Raw genomic sequence first — 24,250 nt, 5'->3', positions numbered from 1 at the left:
ATCCCGCCGCCGCAGGCTATTGTTCTTCATCGCTGCATTGTCTGGAGGAGGAGACCGATGATGGCCGCACTGGCGAAAGTGCTATCGCATTCCATTGGCGCGGACGTCGACGCCGACGGACTGAAGACCATCCTGATCTTTTGCGGAGCCGGTCTTTTCCTGTCGCTGATGGCCGCCATGACATACGGCCTGAACATCGCGGCGGACCTGTTTTGAGCGGCTGGCCGCCTGGTGTCCGGTTTACCGCCATCAGCGGCCAAAGAGCGGATGGTCTCCGAGGTCGCAGATGGGCCAAACCCAGACATAGCGCCCACACGGGACTTAGGACGCTCTTCACCACGCATTTATAATCAACCTATACGGTTCTATTATAATGAAGACAACCGAAACGAAAGGCGCTAAAGTTTGCTTGCGATCCAGCGTGTAATGGGGAGAGGCGCTCATGGCTTTATCGGACCCAAGCTCGGCGATCCAAAGCATCATAGACGCCGCTGTCAGCGATTACATGGCGATGGCAGTATACGTCTTTACGGATTTTGACGGCTCCGGCGTCCCCTCTGCAAAGTTCTTCTCTCCCTCTAAGATTGAGGTTTGGGACTCAAGCCATAGTTTCGTGAGCGCTGCGAACCTGCCAAATACTCTGTTCGAAATCGGATCCATTTCAAAAGTTTTCACATCCAGAATTTTTTACGGTCTTCAAGGCACATATGATGGAAATACGGTTGGGTCCTGCATGCCCTCGATTTCCCTGCCTGCAGCAATCAGCGGGATTCCGGTTGCCGACATCGTCACTTATGCTTCGGGGTTTCCGCAGGACAATGGCCTGCCTCCCGATCCGCGTGGACAATTCTGCCCGGCCAGTAACTTGCAGACCTTCGCCGAGCTCGTCGATTGGTTCAACAGCGGACAGAACTCGGCTTGGATCTGCCCCGCGGGCCAGTGCTACACGTATTCAAACCTTGCCTGGTCCCTCCTGGCTATCGTCGGCCTCAACCCGCAGAACCCCTACGTCGACGTCTATAATGCGTACAACGGGCAACTCGCGGAGCTGTGCGCGGATCTGGGCATGGGCAACACCGCGTTGTTCAATACGAGCCAAGTTCCCAGCATGGCGTGTGGATATGACGGGACGACGGCTTTCACCGTAAACCAGAGCTACCTGCCGTGCCCACCGATGGTGTTCGGGAGCGGATCGATGGTCAGTAGCGCCTCGGACATGCTTCAATGGCTGCTCTACAACATGGGCCAACTGCAGCCTTCGCCAACGGAATTCGCCATCCTGCAGACGCAGCAGCAGACCGGCTCGGCCCGTGGCCAATGCGGTACGACGGGCACCTGCAGCGTACAGGCGCAGGGCCCCACGGTCGGAATTGGATGGTTCTTTCCGAATATCGCCGGCGCCGCGGGACGTGTCCTGTCGAAAGATGGGGGCGTACCAGGCTTCAGCTCGTGGATGGGGTTTGAGAGCTGGGTTCAGAACGGCGCAAACGCTCCGTCGTGCAATGGCGTAGTGGTTCTGTCCGCTGGCGCCCTCGCTTCGCCAGTGGGACAGAAAATTATGTCCACTCTTCTGAACGCCGAGGTCGAGGCTGGTTTGTCGTCGAGTTGACCTAAGTCCGGGCCCGTCCTTTCGACGACAGTGTGACGGATAATCCTGCGAAGGGCCTGAACGTCCATGATTTCGATGATCCGGCCTCGCTCTCAGGCGGAGCTGAATCGCCTGCCGCAACTCATCCATGACGCGCCGTGCTTCCCGTCGCATGAGGCCATTACGCGCCAACCAACCCGTCGGTCCTCCGGCGCGCCACCTCGGTACCGAACTGGGTCGCTAAAAGCACTCCTGTTTGGGCCTGAAGAGGCGAATAAAGGTGCGAAGAGGACGCACGACAGTTTGTTCCTCGATTTCGCGCAAAGTCCCTGCAAATCGACCTGTAAGATGCACTAGCAGGCTGTTGAAGAACTCAGCCGCGTTCGCAAACGAAGCCTGAATCGTCGCCATTATGTATGTAGAAGTGGCCGACGAGCCTGCCCGCAGCGCCGATCATAACCCATCCGCGACCGCAGGCCGGGTCATTCTCGTCGTGTCCTTCCCATGAGAACTCCGCGCAGGCCGAACCGTCTCGCGCGCCGTAGCGGACGTCGAGAAAGCCCTTCAGCGCTCCGAAGGCAATTTCGCCGTCGGACTTACCCTCGAAGGTGAGATGCGCCTCTTCGACAAGATCGAGAAAGTCGCTGTCCCAGTTGTCCATTTCGACGATGCGCCAGCGGCCGGCAAAGGCCTTGGTGAAGCCGGGTACCCTGGCCATCAGCCGGCCTCCGCTATCAGCTTCGGCAGCCGCACCAGATTGTAGGCGGCGGCAGCGAAGGTAAAAGCCCATGCGACGCGATCACGGCCACGGAAGCTCGTCTTCTCTTGCCGTGCGATCGTTTGATCCAGCCGAATGCCTCCTCGATGCGCTTGCGGATGCGCTGGCTGACGGCATAGCCGCCGTGTCGGGTCGTTCGCCCGTCGATCGCAGAGCTGCGGCCGCTGGTGTTCTGTGCAACATGCGGCGTCACGTTCATCGAGCGCAGCTCGTTGACGAAGTCTTCTGCATCGTAGGCTTTGTCGGCGCCAAGTGTGATCGCTGTCGGTCGGTCGGCACGAGGCTCAATCATGTGCAGCGCGGCCACCCGTTCGGCGTGCCCGTCCGCCAGCGTCAGACAGGCATCGACCAGCAGGCTGTGGCGGTTCTCCATCAGCCCATGCCCGATGAAGCACAGCTTCGTCTCCTTGCCTTTACCCTTGCGATAGAGCCTAGCATCGGGATCGGTGATCGAAGCATGGGTGTCGTTTGAGCGTCTCTGGCCATGGAAGTCCGCTTCGGCATTGCGCCCGCCGCCTTGCGCCGGCGGCTCGCCCGAGCCGTCCTTCGGCTTGACGCTCTTCATCGAGGCCCAGGCCTCGATCAGCGTGCCATCGACCGAGAAGTGATCGCTCGACAGAAGCTTCTTCACCTTGGGCTGCGCCAGCAACGCCGCGAGGAACTTGGCCGAGATGTCGCCTTCCAGCAGCCGGTCGCGATTCTTCGAGAACACCGAATGGTCCCAGGCTGCGTCGTCAACGCCGATTCCGACGAACCAGCGGAACAGCAGGTCGTATTCCAGCCGCTCCATCAGAAGCCGCTCCGAGCGGATTGAATAAAACGCCTGCAATAGCATCGACCGCAGCAGCTTCTCCGGCGGGATCGACGGCCGCCCAATCGGCGAATAGAGCGCGGCAAACTCGCGCTCCAGCGCCGAAAGCGCCTCGTTCACAATCGTCCGGATCGTTCGCAGCGGATGGAAGCCGCGCAAGCCGAGACGCAGCGCCGTCTCGGCCTCATCGAGCGCCAGATCGCGTCACGGGCCGAACGGCTGACGATCACCGACCGGACGAAGCGAAGGCAGCGCGGCCGTAACGCATCGAGCTGGACGAATGCGGATGAGCGGCTGTTTCAGCAGCATGTCGCGGAGCTCGCCTTGGCTCGTCGCGGCGAGATCGACGCTCTCACGCGCAAGCTCGATCGGCAGGAGACGGCGATCGCCCAGTTTCGGACGCGTCATCGCGTTTCCGCTGCGTGGCGGTGAGAGGCGAAGGGCCCACCAATTGGAGCGCGAGCGGCGCGCGCGCAAACACTTCATGTCTAGGCGGAGAGTTTCAGCGGGTTTGGTCCAACCTCTCACGGTTTCGGCGCGCCGCTGACCCTTGCCCGTCACTCCCTCGGTTTGTGCTGCGGTCTGAACCGGCCGCGATCCGCTTCAAGGGCAAGTCGCGAGGCGATCGGCGGCCGCCGTCTCGCGATGGGGGCCGCGTTCTTCGCAGGCCTGAAGGCCCGCTCGCCCGCAACCCACCCATGCTCGCCTTGGCAGCCACCGCCCCCTGAAGCGGCTCGCTGAAGCCGGTTCTGGTCGACCGCACCCGAGGGGGCGACGGACAAGGGCCCGATCGCTTCCCAAGGCGAAACCGAGAAAGGATCTCATGATGACCAAGACCGCCCGCTCTCCCCGCTCCTCGGCCCGTGTCATCCCGCTCCGCCGCGGCACGACCCTCGAAATGGTCCGCCTCGTCTGCCCCGACTCCGCACAGACACTGCGCATCTCCGAGAGCTTCGGCCTTGCGGTCCTCGACAGCGACGGCATCCGCGACTTGCACAAGCGGCTCGTCATCGAGACCGCCGACGCACTCAGGGATGGCCTGAGTGAACGCGCCATGCAGATCCACCTGCAACGGATCGTCGGTGCTTATGTCGGGTCGGCCCACGGCGCCGGCCAGTTCTACACCCGGGCAGTCACCGAAGCGCGAGATGCGACCGCCAAGCTCGCCAACGACAGCCGCGATGAGGACCTCGATGGTCCGGTCGGCTTCGATAGCCAGGCACAGCGCAAGCGTGAATTCGCCGCCGACATGGGCGCGCAGGCTCACGCGCTTCGCATGGCCGCCGAAGGCGCCGTCGCCGCCTACGAACAGGTCGTCGGCGAGACCTGGAAGCCTTTCGAGCGTCCCATCGACAACACGGCCGACACCGTCGGCCGGAAAGCGGCCAAGGCGCAGATATCGGCGTTCGACTGACCGCCGGCGCGGGGCCTCGGCCCCGCGCCTCTTCCACAGTAGCCACGTGACGGGCCGGTCGTCGAGACCGGCCTTTTTCATGTCGCTGCTTTAACAAAGGGAATCGCCGCTCGTGCTGCTCGCCATCCTCGGCCCCTCCCCGTGCGTGGTCCTGCGCCGGACCCGATGTCCGCGCAACGGCTTCGCCGTCCTTCGCTCTGCTTCGGCCCTTCGGGTGCGCGGACTTTGGGCCCGGCGGTGGCGGACCCCGTGAGGGGCCGTGATGGCGCGGCCTCCCGAACGGAGGTTATTATAATGAGCAGGAACGGAGAAAAGTCGCGAAGCGACCTGTACACCCGCATCACGGACCGCATTATCGCCGAGCTCGAACGCGGCGTGCGCCCCTGGGTTCAACCCTGGACCGCCACGAATATGGCGGGCCGCATCACCCGACCGCTGCGACACAACGGCCAGCCCTATACGGGCATCAACGTCTTGCTGCTTTGGTCAGAAGCCATCGCGCGCGGCTTCTGCTCGCCGATCTGGATGACGTTCAAGCAGGCCAGTGAACTTGGTGCGCATGTCCGTAAGGGTGAGACCGGCAGCACTGTGGTGTATGCGAGCCGCTTCACCAAGACGGAGACCGACGCTCACGGCGACGAAATCGAACGGGATATCCCCTTCCTCAAAGCTTATACCGTCTTCTGCGTCGATCAAATCGATGGCTTGCCCGCGCATTACTACGGTCGTCCGCCCGCCGTCGCATCAACGATCGAGCGCAACGCGCACGCCGACGCTTTTTTTGCCAACACCGGGGCGATCGTTCGGCACGGCGGCTCGATGGCGTTTTACGCGCCTTCGTCCGATCATATTCAGATGCCGCCGATCGAAAGTTTTCGCGACACGGGTTCCTATGTCGCCGTCAGAGCCCATGAGACCGTGCATTGGACCGCTCCCGCTCACCGCGTTAATCGCGATCTCAGCCGTTACGGCAAGGATCGGAGCGAACGCGCGCGCGAAGAGCTGATAGCCGAACTCGGGAGCTGCTTCCTCTGCGCGGATCTCGGGATCGTTCCCGAACTTGAACCGCGGCCGGATCATGCAAGCTACGTCAAGTCGTGGTTGGAGGTCTTGTCTAATGAGAAGCGCTTTATCTTCTCGGCTGCTGCGCAAGCGCAACGCGCCGCCGCCTATTTGCACGACCTGCAGCCGAAGGCAGCAGACGTCGAGGAAGCGGCATGATGAGCGCACAGCGTGATTGGGGCCGGCGCTTGCCGGCCCTTACTTATCCGGCGATCAGCGCCGAGACTGCTGCCCCTTGCTTGGCCGCTCGACGGCCAGCGCCCTCTGTTTCTCGTGCTGGATACCGCGACCTGACGGCGATCTTGCTTGCCTTCCTTCGAGGGTACGACTTCTGGCTTTGCACGGGTCGTCGCTTTGCCGCGCAAATCACGCTCGTGGTCTGCGGGTTTACTTTGCGGGCCGTGTGACTCTTGAGGGCCGAGCAGCGCGCCCGCCTTCCCGGTTCGTACCTCAACGCGCAAGCCTGGCGGTTTGCCAGATGTGTGCGATGAGCCGTGATCGGGTTCTTTCCTCGGTCAAGGTATTGATGATCGCAATTCGTGTTCCTCAGCCGTTTCTTCTGGCACGCCCACGTCGTCCTCGATTTGGCATGTCTGACCGTAGGGCGTCGTCGCTTAAGCGCCGCCTCGCTCTTCCCCCCGCAACAGCCGGTTACGACTTTCTTCCCCTGGACTGCTGCGCGTCCATTCCTCGCGCAAAACAAGAAAGTCGCGCCCTGGCTGCCCTCTACTGCGTGCCGGCCCCTTCGGGGTGCGGGTCGACCGCCTCCGGTCTGTCGCCAGCCATCGAGGCCGCGAGGGGCGCGGCCCGGGAAACTGAAAAAAGGACACCACAATGGCGACCATCGGCACCTTCACCTCGACCGGCAAGGGCTTCACCGGCACGGTTCGCACCCTCGCCCTCAATGCCAAGGCCAAGCTGGTTCGGGTCGAGAACCCCTCCGACAAGGGACCCCACTTCCGCATCTTCGCCGGTAACGTCGAGCTGGGCGCGGCCTGGCAGAAGACCGCCAAGGACACCGAACGCGATTACCTCTCGGTCAAGTTGGACGATCCGAGTTTCCCGGCTCCGATCTACGCCACCCTGATCGAGGTGGAAGGCCAGGACGGCCTCCAGCTCATCTGGTCCCGCCCCAGCCGGGACTGAGGGCCCGCGACAGCGGCCCCGCCAAAAGGCGGGGCCGTTTTGCCGTTGTGCTCCCCGGTCACGGGGCTGTGACGCCTCTGGCGCATGTCATTCAAATGCATTACATTAGCCGCGAACAAAGGAGGTCGCTATGGCTTCGAATGCCCTTGTCCAAACCCGAATCGATGCGGACGTAAAGGAAAAGGCCACCGCGGTTCTGGAAAACATGGGTCTCACAGTATCCGACGCTGTGCGGATCCTGCTGACACGCACGGCCAACGAAGGGATGCTTCCGCTGGAGCTCGTGAGCAACAGCCAAGCTTACGATAGCTGGTTTCGCGAGAAGGTGCGCCAGGCGCTGGCGGATACCCGGCCCAATCTCGATAATTCCGAGGTCGAAGCGCATTTCGCGCAACGCCGTGCCGCAGCGCTTCGAAAAGCGGCGGAGCATGAACGGTGAAACTCGTCTGGTCGCGCTTCGCGTTGTCCGATCGCGACGGCTTTTTTAGCTACATCGAAGCCGAGAATCCCCGTGCGGCGGTTCATGTTGATGAACAGATTGCCGATGCCGCGCGGCGCCTGCTCGACTTTCCCGACAGTGGTCGGCCCGGGCGTGTCGCTGGCACGCGCGAGTTGGTCATCCCGCGCACGCCTTATGTCGCGGCCTACCTGGTCGACGGTGAAACCGTTCGCATCTTGCGCGTGCTTCATGGCGCGCAGATGTGGCCCGACGAACTTACCAATGACGATTGAGGCCGGCTCCGTACAGTATCCTGCGACCGGAGCTGGATCCCTTTTTGCGGCTATTCTTGTCAATGCTCCGGGTTCGGCTGGAAGAGGTGGCCGGAGAGTTTGTCGGATGCCTTTGGTGTCCGTACTCGGGCTCCCAAATGCTGCTGTTGATCAAGCGCGGTGTTAACTCAGGCTCGCCACGGACTTTCAGCGCCGGCCTTAGGGCACTGTTGGTCTGGAATACATGATCAGTTGCAACGTCGCGGGGAGCGTTGTCCGCCATCGCGTCCCACGGCCGTTTCTTCTGGCACACCCACGTCGTCCTCGATTGGCATGTCTGACCGAAGGGCGTCGTCGCTGCGCGCCGCCTCGCTCTTACCCCCGCAACAGCCGGTTACGACTTTCTTCCCCTGGCCGCTGCGCGTCCATTCCTCGCGCAAAACAAGAAAGTCGCGCCCTGGCTGCCCTCTACTGCGTGCCGGCCCCTTCGGGGTGCGGGTCGACCGCCTCCGGTCTGTCGCCAGCCATCGAGGCCGCGATGGGCGCGGCCCGGGAAACTGAAAGGACACCACAATGGCGACGATCGGCACCTTCACCTCGACCGGCAACGGCTTCACCGGCACGGTTCGCACCCTCGCCCTCAACGCCAAAGCCAAGCTGGTTCGGGTCGAGACCCCCTCCGACAAGGGACCGCACTTCCGCATCTTCGCCGGTAACGTCGAGCTGGGTGCGGCCTGGCAGAAGACCGCCAAGGACACCGAGCGCGATTACCTCTCGGTCAAGCTGGACGATCCGAGCTTCCCCGCTCCAATCTACGCCACCCTGATCGAGGTGGAAGGCCAGGACGGTCACCAGCTCATCTGGTCCCGCCCGAACCGGGATTGAGGGCCCGCGGCAACGGCCTCGCCGAAAGGCGGGGCCGCTTCTGCATTGACACCAGCAGATGTGCGCACGCTCAGGGCGCCGGCGCGGGTATGGAGCCTGTTTAGCTTATCCCTGTGAATCGCCGCCTTGCTACGGGGATATGAACCGACCAGTTTGAACTGGAGGCCAAAGTCGTAGTTCGACTACGATAACTAACATTAATCTAAGCGAGGAGAGTGACCTTTATTGATCCGCACCAGGGCACGATTACAAAACGTCCCACGCGCAATACGTCGCTGTCTGGTCGCCCTGCGCAGGCCGGGCTCCGCGACGAGATCCTGCGTCGCGCCGGGGTGGCGAGTTGCTCCGCTACCATCCGCCGAGACGCCCGAACCCCACCGAACGCTCGGTTGCTGGCCGAGCGAGAGCTATGTCTTAGGAGCGGCGCGAGCCAGCCGTTGCTTCGCCGAATCTGCGCTCGCCGCCGCGAGCAGGTTGGTCCAGCTGTCGGGCGGATTGCCGCGATTGAGCATCCTGCGAAACACCGCGTAGGCGTCGTCTGCGCTCTCATAAGCGCGCAACGTCGTGTCGTCATTGACCCAAGCCAACACTATCACCTTCGCGTCCGCGGACTGCTGGTAGCGAAAGAACAGCCGGAACTGCTGCAGGAATTTTGCCCGGAACCAATGCTTGTACGCGTCGCCGAGCGTGCCGCCCTGGCGGTAGGTGTCGCGCGTCGGGTCGCTCGGAATGTCTTCGAACGCGACCTTGAGAACGGCCGCGAGCAGTTTTGTAGCGCGCTTCTTCTTGTATCCTTGCGGGTCTTTCTTCCGCGCTTTTTCGACGGCGCCGATCATCGCCTCAAGCTGGTCGAGAAACAGCGGGTGCGCGTAGATCGTCCAGCCGTTGATTTCGAGCGTCTTGTCGCTCACGCCTCGTCATCCGCAAGCGGCGCGTCGAGATCGACTTTAACGCCCTTGACCAGGTCCTTGCCGCGGGACACGAGTGAGCGCGGCACCGGCCGAATCCGCGACGGCTCTTTCGCCATGTCGCGCGCGAGAAATGAGAGAAACTTGCCGATCACCGGATCGCCATCCTCGACCTGAGCCACCTTCTTCGCGATCACGACGGTGCCATCCGCAAGCCCGCGAAACACCACCTGATCGCGCTTGCCGAGCGCGAGCATTTTCCGGATTGCCGCGGGCACGGTCGTCTGGCCACGCTCAGTGATGGTGGCGGGGATTTCGAGAATTTCAGCCGTTTTCGCCATGGCCGGCTCCGGGGTTGCACACTCTTCGATGTAATGCATTTGCATTGTATGTCAAGCCGCCAGCGGGCGTGATCGAGATACAGCAAGAGCCACGGTGCGCGATGCACCGACCGCCTCCGTTCTGACCGGCTACGACGAAGAGCACCTGGTCACCTAACTGCGCCTGCTCGACGCCGAAGCCGACGGCGCCGACTGGAAAGAGGTTGCGCGGATCGTGCTGCACCTTGATTCGGCCCAAGAGCCTGATCGTGCCCGCCGCGCCTGGAGATCCCATCTCGCCCGCGCCCACTGGATGACGGAGCACGGCTATCGGCATCTGCTTCGTGGCGGGGCACCGCACTAACTCGGCGTCCTACAGGATGCCCCAGGCCCGATAGCGTCCACGCCCGGTCGCCTCGCGCAGGCCGAGCTCGGCAACGAGGTTTTGGGCCGCACGGGGCGTGATCCCGAGCTCTTCGGCGATCATGCCCGCCGAGACGATCGGCCGGGTCAGCACGTAATCGAGGAGCGCCGGCAGCTTTGAAGTGGCGCGCCGGCCGGCGAGTTTGCGGGCGAGCAGGTTTCTGGTCATCAGCCAGCGGTCGTGGTCCTTGCGGCCGGCCTCGGCGGCGGCCGTCATCGCCTCGAGCTGCACGGCAAGCCGCGCTGCGGCGTCGCGCGGCCGCCGGCGCTCACGCGAGATGCCCTTCAGCCCGGCATGCAGGCACGGCAGATGCCAGCGCGTCTTGCCGCGGGCCCGCAACACGCTAGCTGCGAGCAGGCGGCCGAGCCAAGGCGTGTGCTCGAGCGGTTGGATCGCGTTCCAGGCATCCGCGGCGATCGCCGCCGCCAGGGTCGGCGGCAGCGTGCGGGTCTCGTCAACGACGGCGCGCCAGTCGTCGAGGCGGCCGTCCTCGTCCCAGTCGGGATCGTAGACGAGGGAATCCCGCTCCGGCCGCGACCGGGCCTCGTCGGCGAGCCTGCGCTCCGCCCTGGCGTTCGCGGCGTCGACCGCGGCGAAGGCGGCGGCCAGGTGGGGATCGGTGTTGATGGCGCCAAGCGGTCCTTCGAAACCCGCCTCCTCCCGCTCCGCGTCCTCGTCAACCTCAAAACTTCCCTCATCTTCCTCCCGGTTGCCCGTCCCCTCCTCTCGCTCGCTCCGTCCGCGGAGGCCAGCGAGCCCGGCAACGGACAGCACCCAATCGGGCTTCGCCTCGGCGATGCGCCGACGGGCGCGCAGCACGGCATGAGCCCGGGTCAGCTCGTGGGTCGGGGCGCGGACGTCCATGCCGGCGTCGTGGAGGACGAGGTCGTCGAGGTGGACAAGTTCGCCGTCGAGCCACAGACTGGCGCAGGCATCAGTGAAGTGCATCCGGCTGATCGCGCCGTCGCGTATTGGGCTTTTGGCCAGCCGCTCGTCGAAGCGGGCGAGCGCATCCTCGGCGACGGCGAGCGGCCCGGCGAGCTGGGCCCAAGGTAGCGGTTCGGGGATTTTGTAGCTGGGCAGCAAGGTCTTGATAACCTTAACAGGAAGCGGCGCAACGGAAGCTAACATGGCTTTGGCTTCCGTCATAGCGAGGCCTGTTCCCGGCCAGCTCTCCTAATCGAAACCACCGCTTATCGATGGTGTTGGGAAATCGCGTTTCCAGGCCCCTGAGGTCGACCAAAGGTCGTCCCTCCTCCTCTGTTGCGGGGGAGCCTGTTCTTCCCGGATGCTCTGTCATCTCGAGTGCCCGCTTGGCGCCAACTATGATAGGCTGGCGTTGCGATGTCGAGGTGAAACGCATGAACGAGTTTAGGCGAATTACGCAAGATCCTGCCGTGATGGGCGGGAAACCCTGCATACGTGGCCAGCGCGTTACCGTCGGCATGATCGTCGGCCAGATCGGCGCCGGCCGCAGCATCGATGCGCTGCTTGCCGACTATCCCTATCTCGCGCGCGAGGACGTGCTTGAGGCCTTGCGCTACGCCGCCTGGCGGGCCGAGGAGCGCGAGGTCGATCTGCAGCACGCATCCTGATGCGATTCCTGATTGACATGAACCTGTCGCCGAGCTGGGTTCCTTTCCTTCAGAACGCGGGGTTCGAAGCGGTGCATTGGTCGGCGGTGGGTGCGGTGGACGCGTCTGATCGCACGCTGATGCAATGGGCGGCCGGGCACGATCATGTAGTGGTGACCAACGACCTCGATTTTTCGACGATCCTTGCCGCGACGCAGCGCCGCAAGCCGAGCGTCATCCAGATTCGGGCCGATTTGCTGACGCCAGTGGCGATCGGCAGCGCCGTGCTCCGTGCAATCGCACAAACCGAGCGCGAGCTCGCCGAAGGCGCCTTGATCTCCATCGATCTCGACCGGGCGCGGGTGCGTATCCTCCCGCTCGGGTCGTAAATTTCATGACAGGGGCGGAAATCAACCCGCAGAATCGGCGATTCTGGCGCCAAGGCACCTGCAAATCCCGTCCGCCCAGGCCCCGGATGGATGAGAGACGACCACGTCAGCCCAGCCCCCTCCCCTTCCGCCGTTTTTTCGGTTGGCGCCGGTCGTCTGCGCGGACGCGATCGAGGTCAGGCGTCGTCGAATAGACCGTCACGAAGTACCTTATCGGCCCCCCCCCCCCCCCGCGCATTGCTGCGGGCACGCAGCTTCCGGCCAAAGTCGACACCAACATCAAGCAGAGTCACCCCGGTATCGTCGAGTTCGGCGTTGCTTCCTCGTACAGGCTGTCGCGGAACGCCTTGTCGGCAGGTTTGCCGTTTTGCGGATTGGCCTTTGTCCTCAAATCGCGACAAAACTGGACGCCTAGGTCGACCAGGGACGGCCTGCCCTGCTCGCGCTCATGGGCCAGCGCGTCGGTTTCCGGCTTCTTGATATGGAAGGCCATGAGGCGCTCCTCCAGCGCGTATCGTGTATCCTTATACAACATTCCGGATGCATCTCGTGAAGGCCGAGGATTCTCGCCAAATCTGATGGAGAAGTTCATAAGAAGTCGGCGGAGGCCTAAATTATTATGGTTAACGTTCTATGAGCGCCACCCCTCTTCGCATTCCCGATGCGGCCTCAATCGAGGCCGTTCTGGCAGGGCTAGATCCCGCCTCGGCCGACGCGGATCTCATGCCCGCACTCGCCGCGGCCTTTCCGAGTTTCGATTTCAGCCTAGCCCACGTCGACGATGATTACTGGCGCGACACCCGATCGGTCATTCGACCCGACTGCACCCGAGTCGGGGAGCTGCGGCAGTGGATGACGGCCGAACTCGTCAAAGATTGCGGGGATATCAAGGCGCTCTGGACGCGCCTGAGAGACACTGATCTGCAGATCACCGAGTGGCGCGGGACCCGCGCCTTCGTCTTCGCCCCGACCGGATCCGGGGCCGCCGATTATATCCAGATCGCACTTGGACGAGAAATCGAGTGGCGCGCTGGTCCGATCGTTAATCCGGACTATCGACCTTGGGGCGAAGAGGATCTGCTCGATCCCAGTTGGCCCAGCCAGTCCCTGCCCGAGACGGAGCGGCTCGCCGGTCCAGTCTACCGCCTGCTCGACCGCGCCGGCGGCGCATTCGTCCATATCCGCAGTTTCCTCGATCGCTGCAGTCGTGTCGAGCGCGAGAAGCGGGAGGCCAAGCGGCCCGAGATCGAGCGGCGCGTGATCCGTGAAGTCGGGCCTCAGGGAACGCGCGAAACGCCATTCCTCGATGCGGTTCCCGACTGGTTCGAGTACGTGCCGCGCGAGGTGCGCTTCATTCAAGACTGGGAGGGATCGAGCGCCCGCGCCCATCGCGTCTTTGAGCATTGGGCGCTCGATGTTCGAGATTATAGCCACAGGGGCGAGCGCGAAGTCGGTTTCATCCCCCGGCCGCTGAAGCCCCCGAAGGAGCGGCTGCTCATGTCATCGGATGTTTCGGTGCATCTCCTGATGGATCGGATTGAGGCCTTGGACAGTGAGGTCGGCCTGTCCTTCGGCTGGTTCTTCCTGATGACCCACGGCCATTGGGTTGATTCCGACATCGGCATGGCGATTGCGCAAGGCCTGAAGGCGCAGCGCATTCGCCTGCCCGATCCCGACGCTCGCGTGCTGCTGCGCTGGGCGGATCGAAGCTACGGCTTTTGATGGCGCCGTCCATGGACGATCTTAGGTAGACTTCATGAAGGCCGATTCGGCCCAATTCAAGAAAGTTGACCGCGGTCAACTTTGGCCGGTCTCGCGCGCGAGTTGGCCAGAGCAAACGGATGAGGGGGCGGGCACGTCGAATCTCCCAAGTTGACCGCGGTCAACTTTTCCATTCGCATGTGGCAACCTGAAGTGACCGGTTAAGGATTCGTTTACCCTTTAATTGTTGCGCGACCGCTCAGAATCGGGCGTAGTAGCCACGCTTTGCGCATGCCCTGCATCCGAAATTCGTAACTACGCGAGAAAGCCGTGGCCCTGAACGACCAACAAGCGATGGCGTCAATCCCATCTGCCGCACCCCAGGCGATCCACGATACGATCGCGGCAGACGCGCGGGAACTATCCGCGAAACTTCACGCCCACCGAACGAAGCTGTTCCCGCCAAAAGCACGCAAGCATCTTCGCCGGTTCACATCTGGCGAAGTCGCTAAACTCGTCGGTATCAATGACGGTTACCTCCGCCAATTGTCGCTGGAGGGTAGGGGCCCTCAGCCGGACACCAGTCCATCGGGTCGAAGATCGTACACATTCGAGGACATCCAAAGCCTTCGTGCTTATCTCGACGAATCCGGCAAGGGCGTGCGCCGATACCGACCGCATCGCGTCGCGGGCGAACAGTTGCAAGTCATTGGCGTCGTTAATTTTAAGGGAGGATCGGGTAAGACCACCACCGCCGCGCATCTCGCTCAACATCTCACACTGCAGGGCTATCGAGTGCTCGCAATCGATCTCGATCCGCAGGCCTCGCTCTCCGCGCTGCACGGCTATCAGCCAGAGTTTGACGTCGAAGAGAACGGAACTCTCTACGGCGCCATCCGCTATGACGACGCGCGTCGCGAGCTGAATGAGATCATTCGGCAGACTTACTTTTTGGGGCTCGACATTGTTCCCGGCAATATCGAACTGATGGAATTCGAACATGAAACCCCGAAAGCTTTAGCTGCGCGCCAGTCGGGTGACCCGCTTTTCTTCGCCCGCGTTGCGCGTGCCCTCGCCACGGTCCAGGACCGTTACGACGTCGTCGTGATCGATTGTCCGCCTCAACTTGGATTTCTCACGCTCTCCGCGCTCTGTGCAGCAACCGCAATTCTGATTCCGGTGCATCCGCAAATGCTCGATGTCATGTCGATGTGCCAATTCCTAATCATGACATCCGACCTCCTTGCCGTCGTCGCCAAGGCGGGCGGCAACATGAATTACGATTGGATGCGCTATCTCGTCACGCGCTATGAGCCCGGCGATGGACCGCAGGCCCAAATGGTCGGCTTCATGCGCTCGCTGTTTGGCGACCGCATGGTCACCAATATGATGCTGAAAAGTACGGCGATCTCGGACGCCGGCATCACGAAGCAAACGCTCTATGAGGTCAGCCGCGATCAGTTCACACGCGCTACCTACGACCGCGCGATGGAATCGCTGGATAGCGTCAACGGCGAAATCCAAAGCCTTATCCAGGCTGCATGGGGGAGGGCCTAATGGGTCGAAAAAACCTGCTTGCTGAGCTGATGGACGACAAGTTGACCGCGGTCAACGAACAGCCGTCAGGTGAGCCTAGCGACAATTGGAGACCATCCCAACCAACACACGGGTCGCGCGGGGCAGTCGGTGCCATGAGCCGTTCGCTCGAGATGTTGTCCGCGGAGCGCGATGCCGCCAAGGCCTTGACCGAACGACTCACCGCCGGTCAAACCGTCGTTGAAATCGCCCCAGATTTGATTGATGCCTCGATAGTTCCGGATCGCATGACGAGCGTCGACGAGAAGCACTCCGCTCTCGTCGAATCGATACGCGCCAATGGGCAACTGGTTCCGATCCTCCTTCGCCCGCATCCGACCAGCCCAGGTCGGTTTCAGATTGCCTACGGCCATCGTCGCGTCCGTGCGCTCGCCGAACTTGGCCGCCCCGCGCGGGCCGTGGTTCGTGACCTCAGCGACGAAGACCTGGTGGTAGCACAAGGCAAGGAGAATGGTGAGCGGGAGGATCTCTCCTTCATTGAGCGGGCAACATATGCCACCGCTCTCGAGGATCGTGGATTCAAACGTGAGATCATCATGGCGGCGCTCAGCGTCGACAAGACGGAGCTCTCCCGCCTCATCACTGTCGCGCGGACCCTTCCACGGAGCCTAGTCGATGCGATCGGGCCAGCGCCGAAGACCGGCCGCCGGCGCTGGATGGAGCTCGCAGAGCGGATTGTAGGTCGCCACGATCAAAAGGCATTGGCTGACAGCATTGCTAGCGATCGTTTTGTGCGCGCCACTTCCGATGAACGGTTCGCGATAGCGTTCGCCGCGCTCGCGCCCCGCAAGCCAAAAGCTCCACGGCCGACAACTTGGGCCGATGACGACGGCAAGAAGATTGTGAAGATTGAACGTCGCGAAGGTCGCGTCACGCTAGCGCTCGACGAAAAGGCCGCGCCTGCGTTTGGAGACTTTGTGATTTCGCGGTTGCCGGAACTCTACCGATCTTTTCGCGAGGGGCGCACCGATGAATGACATCACGCGTGTCGCCGCTTTGGATATGGCGCCGACCGGACCTCTCATGGTCGGGCAGCGCGATGCGTACCCGCGTTTCCGTCCTCTAACCGTAGGAGCATAGCGGAAAAGAAAAAAGGCCCCCGGAACGTCTCCGTCCGAAAGCCTTCTCTCGTCACGTTTGGCGACTGACAGAGAATCACTTTCGCGAATCGCAGTCAAGCGTCTTTAGCAACGGCGCCGTTTCGGCGAGCAGATTTTCTTTGCCCGCATGAGGCAAAGACATGCAATCACACTCCCCAACGACGCCCTTTGGGCGGCGATCGCTGACGCTTGCCCATGTGACAAGCCAGATGGTCGCAACGGAGCGTCCTCCCGAAAAGATCGTACACAAATGGAAGATCTTCCACGCCATCTGCACGGCGCGGCCGCGCCTTGGGGTATCGGAGCGTTCGCTCTCGGTCCTAAACGCGCTGCTGACCTTCCATCCCGAAACCGCCCTGACGGGGGAGGATGATCTGATCGTCTTCCCCTCGAACCATCAACTCACTCGGCGAGCGCACGGCATGCCGGCATCGACGCTGCGGCGTCATCTCGCAGTGCTGGTTGACGCGGGCCTGATCGTTCGGCGCGACAGTCCGAATGGCAAGCGCTATGCGCGGAAGGACAATGCCGGCGAAATCGAGCTCGCCTTCGGCTTCGATCTGTCGCCGCTGGTCGTGCGCTCGGAGGAGTTCGAGAGCCTGGCGGCCGATATCGAAGCCGAGGCCCGCGCGCTCAAACTCGTACGAGAGCGCATCACGCTCTGCCGGCGCGACATCGCGAAGATGATTGCAACTGGCATCGAGGAAGCCGTTCCGACGCGAAGGGGAGGGCAGGGGCCTGCCGATTGGCAGGTCGTGCATGCTGCCTTCCGCGCGATCGTCGACCAGATTCCGCGTACGGCTACGCGCCAGGAGCTCGAGCCGATAGCCGACGAGTTGTCGCAGCTCGCCGACGACGTACTCAATCTTCTGGAAGAGCACATCAAATCCAAGAATCCGAGCGCCAATGAGTCCCATTCTGAGCGCCACATACAGAGTTCAAAACCAGAGGCCCCTATTGATCTTGAACCTGTCCTTCAAGAAGGCAGGGCGGCGGGAGCTGAGCCCAAACCTCAACCCTCGCGAGTCGGGGAGGGGGCGTATCCGTTAGGAATGGTCCTGAGTGCGTGTCCTGACATCGTCGATTATGCGAAGGGTGGGGTTTCGAACTGGCGCGATTTCCTGGCCACAGCAGCCGTCGTACGATCAATGCTGGGGATCAGTCCGAGCGCCTGGGAGGAGGCTCAAAAGGTCATGGGCGAGGTGCCCGCCGCCATTGTCGTCGCGTGTATCCTGCAGCGCGGGACGGCGATCAATTCCGCCGGCGGTTATCTGCGCGGCCTGACGCGAAAAGCCGAGGTCGGCGAATTTTCGCTTGGCCCGATCCTGATGGCGCAGATCAATTCTCGCCGGCGAGACAAGCAGCGGGCGTAAGGCGATGAGGCGCCGTTCCCAGGTTGCCTTTTTCGTGTGATCAAATTACCCGCGCTAATCCGGCTGCTGCGCCGGGTCGACGCAAAGCGTTCGGAGAGATCGTCATGGCAAAACACCCTCCAATCATCCTCACGCCGTTCTTCCAGCCTCGGGATGAAGGCGCCGCGGAGCCGCGGATGTACGTGGCGGGGTTCGCGGACGAGGCGGGCGAGGCCTGGGGGACGCTGATTCCGTTGGATGCGGAGATGGTCGAGCACGCTGTTCTGGGACTTCAGACATTCACAGTCTGGTGCAACTCCGACGGTCGCATCCAACCGCAGCCGAGCAGCGCCAGTCTGTTTGAAGAGCTCTTGGAGAAAGGCCAATTGGAGGAGACGCCTCTCGATGAGCTCGTCGCCGAAGCCATCGAGCAGGGCAAGAATGAACCCAATGATGACATCCTCGATATGTTCGAGACTCTGCATGAACGGCTGGTGCGGGCGGAGGGCATGGTCGCTGACGAGATCGCGCGGCGCAGGCGATGACCCTTCGCGGCGCGCGTGCGCGGCTCAGTGCTGTAGGGCCAGCTTGTACTAACGCGAGCACCGCGACCGCGCGCGGCCGACACCCGGACCGGTCGATGAAAACATAGAAAACCGACGACCGGGCCGCGCTGGGATTATCTCAAGCTTCGCCGGAGCCGGAAAACAGCGCCGTCGGTGGCGTCGCGCGCGGCGGCGGGAGGGGCCGACCGCCCGGGGCTCCCGGTCTGCTCTTGAGATCGTATCGCTGGGCTAGGTCGAGTAGCCGCCGCTTCGTGAACGGGTCCGCGTTCTCCGCCAGATCGCGCGCCCGCTGCGCGAAGCCCCTGTAAAATTCTTCCACGACGCCACCCTCGCAACATCACTGAAAATCGGATTTCAGCGTGAGACGCGCTCCGCGTCAAGCGGTCTGGTAATTTTCGTCGATCTACTTGTGCTCGCGGCGCACGCGGAACTAAGCTGGTCTCGGCAGGCAAAAACCATGACTCCGCTCTACCTCAGCCGGAAGCTGTGCCCGAAGTGCGGCAAGCCGATGACGGCCGTGCCAGACGACGTCGCGCCCGGCCGGCCGCGCTACCTCTGCCCGGTCTGCGAGGACGATCCGCTGCGCGATCCCGCCGCCCGGAAGTGGGCGGAAAGCCCGCTGCGAGCGCCGGCCAAGTAACGTTCGAGTTAAAATCGAGCCGGGCAGCCGGATTGCTGCAGAGGCCGATTGTGCTCACAGCCCTCTCCAACGCTGTTGCGTTGCAACCCGAACGCCCAGCTTCGTTCCATCTAGCGTGCCGGCGAAATCGTCCCGGACTCGCAGGCCGGCATGTCCAGCGACGCCAGCATCTGTTTCACGCCGCGCAGGGCGTGCCGGGCGCACGGATGCGGGGGCGGGGTCGCATCCAGATGGCGAGTATGTCGCCAGCCTCGTTATCGATGTTGCGACGAGTTCGAAGGTGCGCCGACGTTGCTGACAGCGACGGTTTCCATTGCGGGTGGTGACGTGGCGCTTAGGTGGCCTGCTTAAGGTGAACTACGTTTCGCTGCGACGCTCGTTGCCTTGAGATGCGAATGGCCGAACCGACTAGGGCCGCCTGTCTTCATTCCATGTGTTTTCGCGATGGGCGCACCCATCAGCGTCCTCGATAGGGGCTGGTCTGACCGAAGGGCGATCCCGCTTGGCGGGCTCTCGATCTTGTCCCTGCAACGACCGTCCTCGACTTTCTTCCCCTGGCGCTGCGCACCATTCCTCGCGCTCCAAGAAAGTCGCCGCCGGCCGCCCTCCATTTCATTTCGGCCCTTTGGGTGCAGGTCGATCGCCTCCGGTCTCACGACCGCCATCGAGGTCGCGATAGGGGCGGCCCGAGAAAACCAAGGATATGAGACAATGGCTACCATCGGCACCTTCACCTCCACGGGCAATGGCTTCTCCGGCGCCATCAAGACGCTCAACCTCAACGTCAAGGCCAAGCTGATCCGCGTCGACAACCCTTTCGACAAGGGCCCGCACTTCCGCATCTACTCCGGCAGCGTCGAGCTGGGCGCCGCTTGGCAGAAGACCGCCAAGGACACCGAGCGCGACTACCTCTCCGTCAAGCTGGACGATCCGAGCTTCCCGGCTCCGATCTACGCCACCCTGATCGAGGTCGAAGGTGCGGAAGGCCTCCAACTGATCTGGTCCCGGCCGAACCGGGACTGAGGCTCCAGAAAGTCGGCTCCGCCGCAAGGCGGGGCCGGCTTTCCTTCTACCGGAGATGCGATCATGACTGTCGACACCATTGAAGAATTGCGCGCCGAGCTGCGCGAATGCGTGTTCACGCCAGCGGAGCGCAAGGCGCTCGAGGCCGAACTGGCCGAACTCATCCGTCAACGCGACGAAGCGCTCGCAGCCGAGGAGGGGGCATAAGCCCCCTCGTTCCGCGTCTTACGATGCTCCGTCGTTAGGGATCGTTCCTCCGTTGAGACCGTCCTTGATGGCTTTGGCGGGCGTAAAAGTCAGCTTCCTGGAAGCTGCGATCGCAATCGTTGCGCCGGTCGACGGATTGCGGCCCTCACGAGCGGGGCTATCCTTGAACTTGCCGAACCCGGGAAGGCTCGTCTCGGCTCCGCTCACGGCCGCATCAGCGATCGCCTTGAACACGTTATCGACGATGGTTTTTGCCTGAACCTTTGTCAGGTCGTTCTCGGCTGCGATCTTTTCGGCGATCTCATTGGCAGTTGTCATGGGACGAGCTTCCGTCTTGTTTCGATTTTGCTCGTCTGACATCAAGGCCGTGGAACAGATAGAGCCGGCATCAAAGGAGGTGTAATCCCCTAAAAATTGTCAGGCTATGACATTTTCCCGTCCGCGGCAGCGTAGCCGCGCCTCCGCTTTACGCGCTCCAGGCGTGCGAATGCTTCGATCGCCTCCGCACGACCATCGAAGGTCTGCACCATGGTCTTGCCACTCGTACCGATCCGGCCCCAATTGCGGATCAGCGAAATTTCTCCGAACAAGGTGGGCTGCGTGGACAGCGCATAAAACCGCCGCATATTGCGCGCGGCATCGATGCGGCGCAGATGAAGCGGTTCTGGTTCGGGTTTCGGCACGGACAGATTCTCGCTTCCGAGGGAAACGGCGTCCAATGAGTTTTATGAATCGACCGGGCAGATCGATTCATTTTATCGATAGGTCCATTTCGCCGGAAATGCTGCGACCCGTCCTATTGCCGAATAGAATCTCTCCTCGACGTAGACTTCGCGATCGGGACGCGCGTCGCAATGCTTAGCTTGCAATTGCGCCAGTCCTGATCACAACAGCCGCCCGCAAGAGATCGGCTCTTAAATTCAAAGGTTCCTGCGGCTCTTAGAGCCTTGCCTGCTTGGGCGAGCCCCTTTCGGGGACGGCTCTACTCGCGCCGCCGCGGCGACGCTCCCGGAGCCCACAAGCGGCCTTCGCGTGACGATCCTCTCGCGAGCGTGTCGCAGAGCGCCGAGCAACGAGTACGATTCCCGTCTCGCTTCGTCAGAAATTCCCTCGATGGCTATCGGCTGACCTGCCACTTCTGGCAGGGGATTCGCCGGATGAATTCCGGGATCGTTCCCACGTTCGGATTCGCGATCGCTGTTGGTTCAAACCAACATCCCCAACGACATGATGGACGAGGATATGACCCCAGCGCCGTTAGACCTTTTTCGGACCTTAAGATGAAGACCATTGTCATCAACAATCAAAAGGGCGGGGTCGGCAAGACGACGCTTGCTGTGCATTTGGCCTGGTTCATGGCGGAAGCGAATCTCCGCGTTCTGGTGATCGACGTTGATGCGCAGAGCAATGCGTCGGATACGTTGAGGCACTACGCTGGTTCAACGTTAGCCGCGGATCTGTTCAAGCCGGGGATACGGGTCGTGCCTCGGGAAGACGAGTCCCTAACGCTCGCGCCGGCCGATAGCTCGCTGACCGATCTGGATCGCAGCAATGCGGCCGCCATAACGACTCTGCAAGAGAACCTCGCTGTCGCGTCGGGTCAGTTCGATGCCTGCGTCATCGACACGCCGCCATCACTTGGGCTGCGCAGTGTCGGCTGCTTGGTTGCGGCGTCGCATGTGCTCGCCCCCATCTATCTAGAGGACTATTCGATCAAGGGCGTCAAAGGTCTGATGCAGACCGTGATTGGCGTGCAGAGACGCTATGGCCGCCAGGATACGAAGTTCCTCGGGTTGCTGCCTTCTAACTTCAACACGAAATCGCCCCGTCAAAGGACGCATCTTGAGCAACTCTTGCGCGAGGCGGGCAAATATGTGTTCCCGGGCCAGATCGTTGCAAGGGACGGCTACGCTGAGGCCGTTGCGGAACGCCTGCCGGTCTGGAAGCTGAAGCGCCGCTCCGCGCAGGAGGCGGGTCGGGAAATCCGCGAGGTTCTCGCCAAGATCGTCGCGCAGATGGACGAGCCGGCACATGGCGCTTGATCTCAGCTTTAAGCAGCTCATCGACGCCGCGGAAGATGGTGCTGCAATCGGGCAACCGATTTGCATCCCCATCGACCGTATTGACGAAGATCCGGACCAGCCCCGTCGCAGCTTCGACGAACAGAAGCTCGAGGAGCTTGCGGAATCGGTCCTTCAGCATGGTGTGCTGCAACCGATCGTCCTGAGGCAAGCGATCGAGGAAGGCCGATACATGATCGTCATGGGTGCGAGGCGGTATCGTGCTGCGAAGCGCGCCGGGCTCCGTGACATCCCGGCCTTCATTCATGCCGTTGGGTCTGCGGATCGTTATGCTCAGATGATCGAGAATATCCAGCGCGATGACCTCAATGCTCCCGAAATTGCGGCATTCATCGCGGACCGCTTGGGGCAGGGTGACAACCAAGCTGACATCTCGCGCAAGCTCGGTAAGCCCAGGGACTGGGTGTCTCGTTACGCGTCGGTCCAGAGCATGCCGGAGTTCCTCCGGTCGAAGCTTGCCGGCTCATCAATCCGTGCTGTGTATGAACTCTACCAGGCTTGGCGTGAGCAGCCCAACGCCATCGAGACTTTATGCGAAGCACAGGAGAGCTTCACTGACGCCCACGCTCGTCAGCTGGCCCGCAAAATTCGCAGCGAAGCCGGCGGCGCCCCTGCTGATGGCGAAGGACCCCCTGGAGCTCAACCCGCACGAACCTCGATAGCGCCGCAAGTGGCATTGCGACGCAGAGAGACAGACCGTGTGACAGCGATCGCGAAAAAGCCCCCTAACTATTCGGTCGATCGGTACCAGCGAAAGAGTCCATCACTGACGATCAGAGTGCGTCACCAAGGTCGCACTGGCTGTCTTCTGGTCAATCGACTCGCGTCTCAAGGCTCACGGCACGCAGTACTGCTGGTTGATGGCGCAGAAGAGGCGGAAGAGGTTCTAGCATCGACCATCACAATCGAAGAGATCCTTGTCGCATGAAGCTGGTCTTAGACAGCCCCCTCAGAAACGCTGCTCCAGTTGGTGCGCCGGCGGAGCGGATTTCCCATCCGAAGGATGGCGCGTCAGCGCAGCAGCCGGAGGCCGAACGCGCCCCCCGCAGCGCTGTAGAGAGGCCGGAGGCTGCTGGAAAGCCGCGGTCCACATATTCGGTGCCAATGTTGCCGATCCGCGCGCACGGCATTCGTGGACAAGGATTAGCAGCGACGGCTGCATCATTCCAAGAGGAATACCTTGCATCGATCGCCCGCTGGGTTCGGCCTCACCTGCAGCACCTGCCTAGCTGTGGATGCCGAGTATGTTGGTTTGAACCAACACGGAGGGGGTGGAAGGTTTCGCGTTTTCTAGTGCAGGATAGGCTTCGCGCCAGCGATGTATTACATCGCGATTGGGATTGGACAGCATGGCTCTGATCTCGCTTCGCGTCTCCGACGAAGTCGCGGAGGAGTTCTCAGCTTTTGCGGCTACCCAGGGCGGCAAATCCACGTTGTTGCGGCGTCTCATTGCTGAGGCACTAGCTGCACCAGTCCCGCGCATCTTGGCGTTGCCTGTTGGACGACCGGAGAAGGTGACGGTGCGATTTCGCCAGAGCGAGATGCTGCAGCTCGCGGAGGTGTCACATCGGCGCGGCATGACCCGAACCGGCTGGATCGTCGCGCTGGTGCGCTCGAGATTGGCGTCACCAGTGCAACATTCTCCGAGTGAGCACGAGGCGCTTCGCGCGATCGTTCGCGAGCTCAACCGGATCGGCGGCAACATCAACCAGATCGCGCGCGCCGCAAACGCCAGTGTGCTGCAGGGCAGGGCGGTTGAGCCCGATCTGGCCGCAATTCAAGAAGCCAAATTGGTCATCGAAAGAGAGCTCGCGCAATTACGGGATGCGCTACATGGCAACGCGGATTATTGGGATGGGCGGCGATGAGTCGGGCGCTCCTCCCCTCGGCCGGCCGACCTGGCCCCCGAACTTCCGCCGATCTCGTATGTCTGGGAAACGCCGAATCGGCGCCCACGGCGGGCGGAGTGGGATA

Annotated in this window: 31 protein-coding genes and 1 pseudogene; 23 read left to right on the top strand and 9 right to left on the bottom strand. The window is 62.1% G+C overall.

Annotated features, from left to right (window positions below; all coding sequences use genetic code 11):
* Nucleotides 1-57 precede the first annotated feature (57 nt).
* Together ABIB99_RS39505 and ABIB99_RS39500 are read left to right on the top strand one after the other, a co-directional pair.
* Entirely contained in the window at nucleotides 58-216 is a 159-nt protein-coding gene (locus ABIB99_RS39505) for a hypothetical protein (RefSeq protein WP_247314853.1), read from the top strand.
* A gap of 226 nt (nucleotides 217-442) precedes the next feature.
* Nucleotides 443-1,609, top strand: a complete 1,167-nt coding sequence (locus ABIB99_RS39500) for a serine hydrolase domain-containing protein (RefSeq protein WP_354181113.1) — start codon at nucleotides 443-445, stop codon at nucleotides 1,607-1,609.
* 352 nt (nucleotides 1,610-1,961) lie between these two features.
* On the opposite strand, the gene ABIB99_RS39495 is transcribed toward ABIB99_RS39500, so the two are convergent.
* The gene (locus ABIB99_RS39495; RefSeq protein ID WP_247342836.1) at nucleotides 1,962-2,306 is read right to left on the bottom strand and encodes a hypothetical protein; all 345 of its coding nucleotides are present in this window, start codon (nucleotides 2,304-2,306) and stop codon (nucleotides 1,962-1,964) included.
* Nucleotides 2,306-3,375 (bottom strand): annotated as a pseudogene (locus ABIB99_RS39490) (IS5 family transposase). Before ABIB99_RS39490 ends, ABIB99_RS39495 begins: the two are co-directional and overlap by 1 nt.
* On the opposite strand from ABIB99_RS39490, the gene ABIB99_RS39485 reads away from it, so the two are divergent.
* The 7 genes from ABIB99_RS39485 to ABIB99_RS39455 all read left to right on the top strand — a co-directional run bounded on the left by ABIB99_RS39485 (nucleotide 3,322) and on the right by ABIB99_RS39455 (nucleotide 8,395).
* Nucleotides 3,322-3,609 (top strand): hypothetical protein, encoded by a 288-nt coding sequence (locus ABIB99_RS39485; protein ID WP_247342839.1) that lies wholly within the window; start codon nucleotides 3,322-3,324, stop codon nucleotides 3,607-3,609. The pseudogene ABIB99_RS39490 and the gene ABIB99_RS39485 overlap by 54 nt on opposite strands.
* A 394-nt stretch (nucleotides 3,610-4,003) precedes the next feature.
* Nucleotides 4,004-4,591: a hypothetical protein gene (locus tag ABIB99_RS39480; RefSeq protein WP_247342843.1), complete on the top strand. Its 588-nt coding sequence runs from the start codon at nucleotides 4,004-4,006 to the stop codon at nucleotides 4,589-4,591.
* 294 nt (nucleotides 4,592-4,885) lie between these two features.
* Entirely contained in the window at nucleotides 4,886-5,812 is a 927-nt protein-coding gene (locus ABIB99_RS39475; protein WP_354121730.1) for an ArdC family protein, read from the top strand.
* Between the two features lie 675 nt (nucleotides 5,813-6,487).
* Complete coding sequence (locus ABIB99_RS39470; protein WP_247316004.1) at nucleotides 6,488-6,799, top strand: DUF736 domain-containing protein; 312 nt, start codon at nucleotides 6,488-6,490, stop codon at nucleotides 6,797-6,799.
* 130 nt (nucleotides 6,800-6,929) lie between these two features.
* Nucleotides 6,930-7,238, top strand: a complete 309-nt coding sequence (locus ABIB99_RS39465; RefSeq protein WP_247316005.1) for a type II toxin-antitoxin system RelB/DinJ family antitoxin — start codon at nucleotides 6,930-6,932, stop codon at nucleotides 7,236-7,238.
* Nucleotides 7,235-7,531, top strand: coding sequence for a type II toxin-antitoxin system RelE/ParE family toxin (locus ABIB99_RS39460; RefSeq protein WP_247316006.1), 297 nt, complete (start codon nucleotides 7,235-7,237; stop codon nucleotides 7,529-7,531). Before ABIB99_RS39465 ends, ABIB99_RS39460 begins: the two co-directional genes overlap by 4 nt.
* Nucleotides 7,532-8,083: 552 nt before the next feature.
* Entirely contained in the window at nucleotides 8,084-8,395 is a 312-nt protein-coding gene (locus tag ABIB99_RS39455) for a DUF736 domain-containing protein (RefSeq protein ID WP_247316007.1), read from the top strand.
* 407 nt (nucleotides 8,396-8,802) lie between these two features.
* Here ABIB99_RS39455 and ABIB99_RS39450 read toward each other — a convergent pair whose 3' ends face one another.
* The gene (locus tag ABIB99_RS39450) at nucleotides 8,803-9,306 is read right to left on the bottom strand and encodes a type II toxin-antitoxin system YhaV family toxin (RefSeq protein WP_247316008.1); all 504 of its coding nucleotides are present in this window, start codon (nucleotides 9,304-9,306) and stop codon (nucleotides 8,803-8,805) included.
* Nucleotides 9,303-9,644, bottom strand: coding sequence for a type II toxin-antitoxin system PrlF family antitoxin (locus ABIB99_RS39445; RefSeq protein ID WP_247316009.1), 342 nt, complete (start codon nucleotides 9,642-9,644; stop codon nucleotides 9,303-9,305). Before ABIB99_RS39445 ends, ABIB99_RS39450 begins: the two co-directional genes overlap by 4 nt.
* Nucleotides 9,645-9,801: 157 nt before the next feature.
* Between ABIB99_RS39445 and ABIB99_RS39440 the strand changes: the two genes are divergently transcribed.
* Nucleotides 9,802-9,987, top strand: coding sequence for a DNA -binding domain-containing protein (locus ABIB99_RS39440; RefSeq protein WP_247316081.1), 186 nt, complete (start codon nucleotides 9,802-9,804; stop codon nucleotides 9,985-9,987).
* A 9-nt stretch (nucleotides 9,988-9,996) separates the two neighbouring features.
* Here ABIB99_RS39440 and ABIB99_RS39435 read toward each other — a convergent pair whose 3' ends face one another.
* Nucleotides 9,997-11,196: an RHE_PE00001 family protein gene (locus tag ABIB99_RS39435; protein WP_247316010.1), complete on the bottom strand. Its 1,200-nt coding sequence runs from the start codon at nucleotides 11,194-11,196 to the stop codon at nucleotides 9,997-9,999.
* 212 nt (nucleotides 11,197-11,408) lie between these two features.
* Between ABIB99_RS39435 and ABIB99_RS39430 the strand changes: the two genes are divergently transcribed.
* Both ABIB99_RS39430 and ABIB99_RS39425 read left to right on the top strand, forming a co-directional pair.
* On the top strand, nucleotides 11,409-11,642 hold the full coding sequence (locus ABIB99_RS39430; protein ID WP_247316012.1) for a DUF433 domain-containing protein: 234 nt from the start codon (nucleotides 11,409-11,411) through the stop codon (nucleotides 11,640-11,642).
* On the top strand, nucleotides 11,642-12,010 hold the full coding sequence (locus tag ABIB99_RS39425; protein WP_256468597.1) for a DUF5615 family PIN-like protein: 369 nt from the start codon (nucleotides 11,642-11,644) through the stop codon (nucleotides 12,008-12,010). The genes ABIB99_RS39430 and ABIB99_RS39425 overlap by 1 nt, the downstream gene beginning before the upstream one ends.
* Nucleotides 12,011-12,299: 289 nt before the next feature.
* Here the strand turns inward: ABIB99_RS39425 and ABIB99_RS39420 are convergent, their stop codons facing one another.
* Complete coding sequence (locus ABIB99_RS39420; protein WP_247316016.1) at nucleotides 12,300-12,503, bottom strand: transcription factor; 204 nt, start codon at nucleotides 12,501-12,503, stop codon at nucleotides 12,300-12,302.
* A gap of 140 nt (nucleotides 12,504-12,643) precedes the next feature.
* Here ABIB99_RS39420 and ABIB99_RS39415 point away from each other — a divergent pair, with 140 nt between their 5' ends.
* The 5 genes from ABIB99_RS39415 (at nucleotide 12,644) to ABIB99_RS39395 (ending at nucleotide 18,304) form a co-directional block, all read left to right on the top strand.
* Complete coding sequence (locus ABIB99_RS39415) at nucleotides 12,644-13,732, top strand: hypothetical protein (RefSeq protein WP_354121728.1); 1,089 nt, start codon at nucleotides 12,644-12,646, stop codon at nucleotides 13,730-13,732.
* 333 nt (nucleotides 13,733-14,065) lie between these two features.
* Nucleotides 14,066-15,268, top strand: coding sequence for a plasmid partitioning protein RepA (gene repA, locus ABIB99_RS39410; protein ID WP_247315821.1), 1,203 nt, complete (start codon nucleotides 14,066-14,068; stop codon nucleotides 15,266-15,268).
* On the top strand, nucleotides 15,253-16,284 hold the full coding sequence (gene repB, locus ABIB99_RS39405) for a plasmid partitioning protein RepB (RefSeq protein WP_354121727.1): 1,032 nt from the start codon (nucleotides 15,253-15,255) through the stop codon (nucleotides 16,282-16,284). Before repA ends, repB begins: the two co-directional genes overlap by 16 nt.
* Nucleotides 16,285-16,547: 263 nt before the next feature.
* Nucleotides 16,548-17,780, top strand: a complete 1,233-nt coding sequence (repC, locus tag ABIB99_RS39400; RefSeq protein WP_354121726.1) for a plasmid replication protein RepC — start codon at nucleotides 16,548-16,550, stop codon at nucleotides 17,778-17,780.
* 104 nt (nucleotides 17,781-17,884) lie between these two features.
* Complete coding sequence (locus ABIB99_RS39395) at nucleotides 17,885-18,304, top strand: hypothetical protein (RefSeq protein WP_247316018.1); 420 nt, start codon at nucleotides 17,885-17,887, stop codon at nucleotides 18,302-18,304.
* A gap of 139 nt (nucleotides 18,305-18,443) precedes the next feature.
* Here ABIB99_RS39395 and ABIB99_RS39390 read toward each other — a convergent pair whose 3' ends face one another.
* Nucleotides 18,444-18,644 (bottom strand): hypothetical protein, encoded by a 201-nt coding sequence (locus tag ABIB99_RS39390; protein WP_354116457.1) that lies wholly within the window; start codon nucleotides 18,642-18,644, stop codon nucleotides 18,444-18,446.
* Between the two features lie 138 nt (nucleotides 18,645-18,782).
* On the opposite strand from ABIB99_RS39390, the gene ABIB99_RS39385 reads away from it, so the two are divergent.
* From ABIB99_RS39385 to ABIB99_RS39375, 3 genes are all read left to right on the top strand, one after another.
* The gene (locus ABIB99_RS39385) at nucleotides 18,783-18,965 is read left to right on the top strand and encodes a hypothetical protein (protein ID WP_354121725.1); all 183 of its coding nucleotides are present in this window, start codon (nucleotides 18,783-18,785) and stop codon (nucleotides 18,963-18,965) included.
* A gap of 711 nt (nucleotides 18,966-19,676) precedes the next feature.
* Entirely contained in the window at nucleotides 19,677-19,988 is a 312-nt protein-coding gene (locus ABIB99_RS39380; RefSeq protein ID WP_354121724.1) for a DUF736 domain-containing protein, read from the top strand.
* Nucleotides 19,989-20,051: 63 nt separating this feature from the next.
* The gene (locus tag ABIB99_RS39375; RefSeq protein WP_354121723.1) at nucleotides 20,052-20,195 is read left to right on the top strand and encodes a hypothetical protein; all 144 of its coding nucleotides are present in this window, start codon (nucleotides 20,052-20,054) and stop codon (nucleotides 20,193-20,195) included.
* A gap of 18 nt (nucleotides 20,196-20,213) precedes the next feature.
* Here the strand turns inward: ABIB99_RS39375 and ABIB99_RS39370 are convergent, their stop codons facing one another.
* Nucleotides 20,214-20,513 (bottom strand): HU family DNA-binding protein, encoded by a 300-nt coding sequence (locus tag ABIB99_RS39370; RefSeq protein WP_354121722.1) that lies wholly within the window; start codon nucleotides 20,511-20,513, stop codon nucleotides 20,214-20,216.
* 104 nt (nucleotides 20,514-20,617) lie between these two features.
* Nucleotides 20,618-20,878 (bottom strand): WGR domain-containing protein, encoded by a 261-nt coding sequence (locus tag ABIB99_RS39365; protein ID WP_354121721.1) that lies wholly within the window; start codon nucleotides 20,876-20,878, stop codon nucleotides 20,618-20,620.
* Between the two features lie 597 nt (nucleotides 20,879-21,475).
* Here ABIB99_RS39365 and ABIB99_RS39360 point away from each other — a divergent pair.
* From ABIB99_RS39360 to ABIB99_RS39350, 3 genes are all read left to right on the top strand, one after another.
* The gene (locus ABIB99_RS39360; protein WP_354121720.1) at nucleotides 21,476-22,237 is read left to right on the top strand and encodes a ParA family protein; all 762 of its coding nucleotides are present in this window, start codon (nucleotides 21,476-21,478) and stop codon (nucleotides 22,235-22,237) included.
* On the top strand, nucleotides 22,227-23,204 hold the full coding sequence (locus tag ABIB99_RS39355; protein ID WP_354116462.1) for a ParB/RepB/Spo0J family partition protein: 978 nt from the start codon (nucleotides 22,227-22,229) through the stop codon (nucleotides 23,202-23,204). The genes ABIB99_RS39360 and ABIB99_RS39355 overlap by 11 nt, the downstream gene beginning before the upstream one ends.
* Nucleotides 23,205-23,625: 421 nt before the next feature.
* Nucleotides 23,626-24,144 (top strand): MobC family plasmid mobilization relaxosome protein, encoded by a 519-nt coding sequence (locus ABIB99_RS39350; protein ID WP_354121719.1) that lies wholly within the window; start codon nucleotides 23,626-23,628, stop codon nucleotides 24,142-24,144.
* Nucleotides 24,145-24,250: the final 106 nt, after the last annotated feature.

This window comes from Bradyrhizobium sp. LA6.1 (assembly GCF_040547805.1).
GTDB classification, from domain to species: domain Bacteria; phylum Pseudomonadota; class Alphaproteobacteria; order Rhizobiales; family Xanthobacteraceae; genus Bradyrhizobium; species Bradyrhizobium barranii.
Note: the sequence above shows the minus strand (reverse complement) of the source record. Positions and strands in the feature narration are given on the sequence as shown.

What these genes read in the sequence shown, in the direction of transcription:
- ABIB99_RS39505 (WP_247314853.1), top strand. Translation starts at nt 58, where the DNA reads ATGATGGCCGCACTGGCGAAAGTGCTATCGCATTCCATTGGCGCGGAC.
- ABIB99_RS39500 (WP_354181113.1), top strand. Translation starts at nt 443, where the DNA reads ATGGCTTTATCGGACCCAAGCTCGGCGATCCAAAGCATCATAGACGCC.
- ABIB99_RS39495 (WP_247342836.1), bottom strand. Translation starts at nt 2,306, where the DNA reads ATGGCCAGGGTACCCGGCTTCACCAAGGCCTTTGCCGGCCGCTGGCGC.
- ABIB99_RS39485 (WP_247342839.1), top strand. Translation starts at nt 3,322, where the DNA reads ATGGAAGCCGCGCAAGCCGAGACGCAGCGCCGTCTCGGCCTCATCGAG.
- ABIB99_RS39480 (WP_247342843.1), top strand. Translation starts at nt 4,004, where the DNA reads ATGACCAAGACCGCCCGCTCTCCCCGCTCCTCGGCCCGTGTCATCCCG.
- ABIB99_RS39475 (WP_354121730.1), top strand. Translation starts at nt 4,886, where the DNA reads ATGAGCAGGAACGGAGAAAAGTCGCGAAGCGACCTGTACACCCGCATC.
- ABIB99_RS39470 (WP_247316004.1), top strand. Translation starts at nt 6,488, where the DNA reads ATGGCGACCATCGGCACCTTCACCTCGACCGGCAAGGGCTTCACCGGC.
- ABIB99_RS39465 (WP_247316005.1), top strand. Translation starts at nt 6,930, where the DNA reads ATGGCTTCGAATGCCCTTGTCCAAACCCGAATCGATGCGGACGTAAAG.
- ABIB99_RS39455 (WP_247316007.1), top strand. Translation starts at nt 8,084, where the DNA reads ATGGCGACGATCGGCACCTTCACCTCGACCGGCAACGGCTTCACCGGC.
- ABIB99_RS39445 (WP_247316009.1), bottom strand. Translation starts at nt 9,644, where the DNA reads ATGGCGAAAACGGCTGAAATTCTCGAAATCCCCGCCACCATCACTGAG.
- ABIB99_RS39435 (WP_247316010.1), bottom strand. Translation starts at nt 11,196, where the DNA reads ATGACGGAAGCCAAAGCCATGTTAGCTTCCGTTGCGCCGCTTCCTGTT.
- ABIB99_RS39430 (WP_247316012.1), top strand. Translation starts at nt 11,409, where the DNA reads ATGAACGAGTTTAGGCGAATTACGCAAGATCCTGCCGTGATGGGCGGG.
- ABIB99_RS39425 (WP_256468597.1), top strand. Translation starts at nt 11,642, where the DNA reads ATGCGATTCCTGATTGACATGAACCTGTCGCCGAGCTGGGTTCCTTTC.
- ABIB99_RS39420 (WP_247316016.1), bottom strand. Translation starts at nt 12,503, where the DNA reads ATGGCCTTCCATATCAAGAAGCCGGAAACCGACGCGCTGGCCCATGAG.
- ABIB99_RS39415 (WP_354121728.1), top strand. Translation starts at nt 12,644, where the DNA reads ATGAGCGCCACCCCTCTTCGCATTCCCGATGCGGCCTCAATCGAGGCC.
- repA (WP_247315821.1), top strand. Translation starts at nt 14,066, where the DNA reads ATGGCGTCAATCCCATCTGCCGCACCCCAGGCGATCCACGATACGATC.
- repB (WP_354121727.1), top strand. Translation starts at nt 15,253, where the DNA reads ATGGGGGAGGGCCTAATGGGTCGAAAAAACCTGCTTGCTGAGCTGATG.
- repC (WP_354121726.1), top strand. Translation starts at nt 16,548, where the DNA reads ATGCAATCACACTCCCCAACGACGCCCTTTGGGCGGCGATCGCTGACG.
- ABIB99_RS39395 (WP_247316018.1), top strand. Translation starts at nt 17,885, where the DNA reads ATGGCAAAACACCCTCCAATCATCCTCACGCCGTTCTTCCAGCCTCGG.
- ABIB99_RS39385 (WP_354121725.1), top strand. Translation starts at nt 18,783, where the DNA reads ATGACTCCGCTCTACCTCAGCCGGAAGCTGTGCCCGAAGTGCGGCAAG.
- ABIB99_RS39380 (WP_354121724.1), top strand. Translation starts at nt 19,677, where the DNA reads ATGGCTACCATCGGCACCTTCACCTCCACGGGCAATGGCTTCTCCGGC.
- ABIB99_RS39375 (WP_354121723.1), top strand. Translation starts at nt 20,052, where the DNA reads ATGACTGTCGACACCATTGAAGAATTGCGCGCCGAGCTGCGCGAATGC.
- ABIB99_RS39370 (WP_354121722.1), bottom strand. Translation starts at nt 20,513, where the DNA reads ATGACAACTGCCAATGAGATCGCCGAAAAGATCGCAGCCGAGAACGAC.
- ABIB99_RS39360 (WP_354121720.1), top strand. Translation starts at nt 21,476, where the DNA reads ATGAAGACCATTGTCATCAACAATCAAAAGGGCGGGGTCGGCAAGACG.
- ABIB99_RS39355 (WP_354116462.1), top strand. Translation starts at nt 22,227, where the DNA reads ATGGCGCTTGATCTCAGCTTTAAGCAGCTCATCGACGCCGCGGAAGAT.
- ABIB99_RS39350 (WP_354121719.1), top strand. Translation starts at nt 23,626, where the DNA reads ATGGCTCTGATCTCGCTTCGCGTCTCCGACGAAGTCGCGGAGGAGTTC.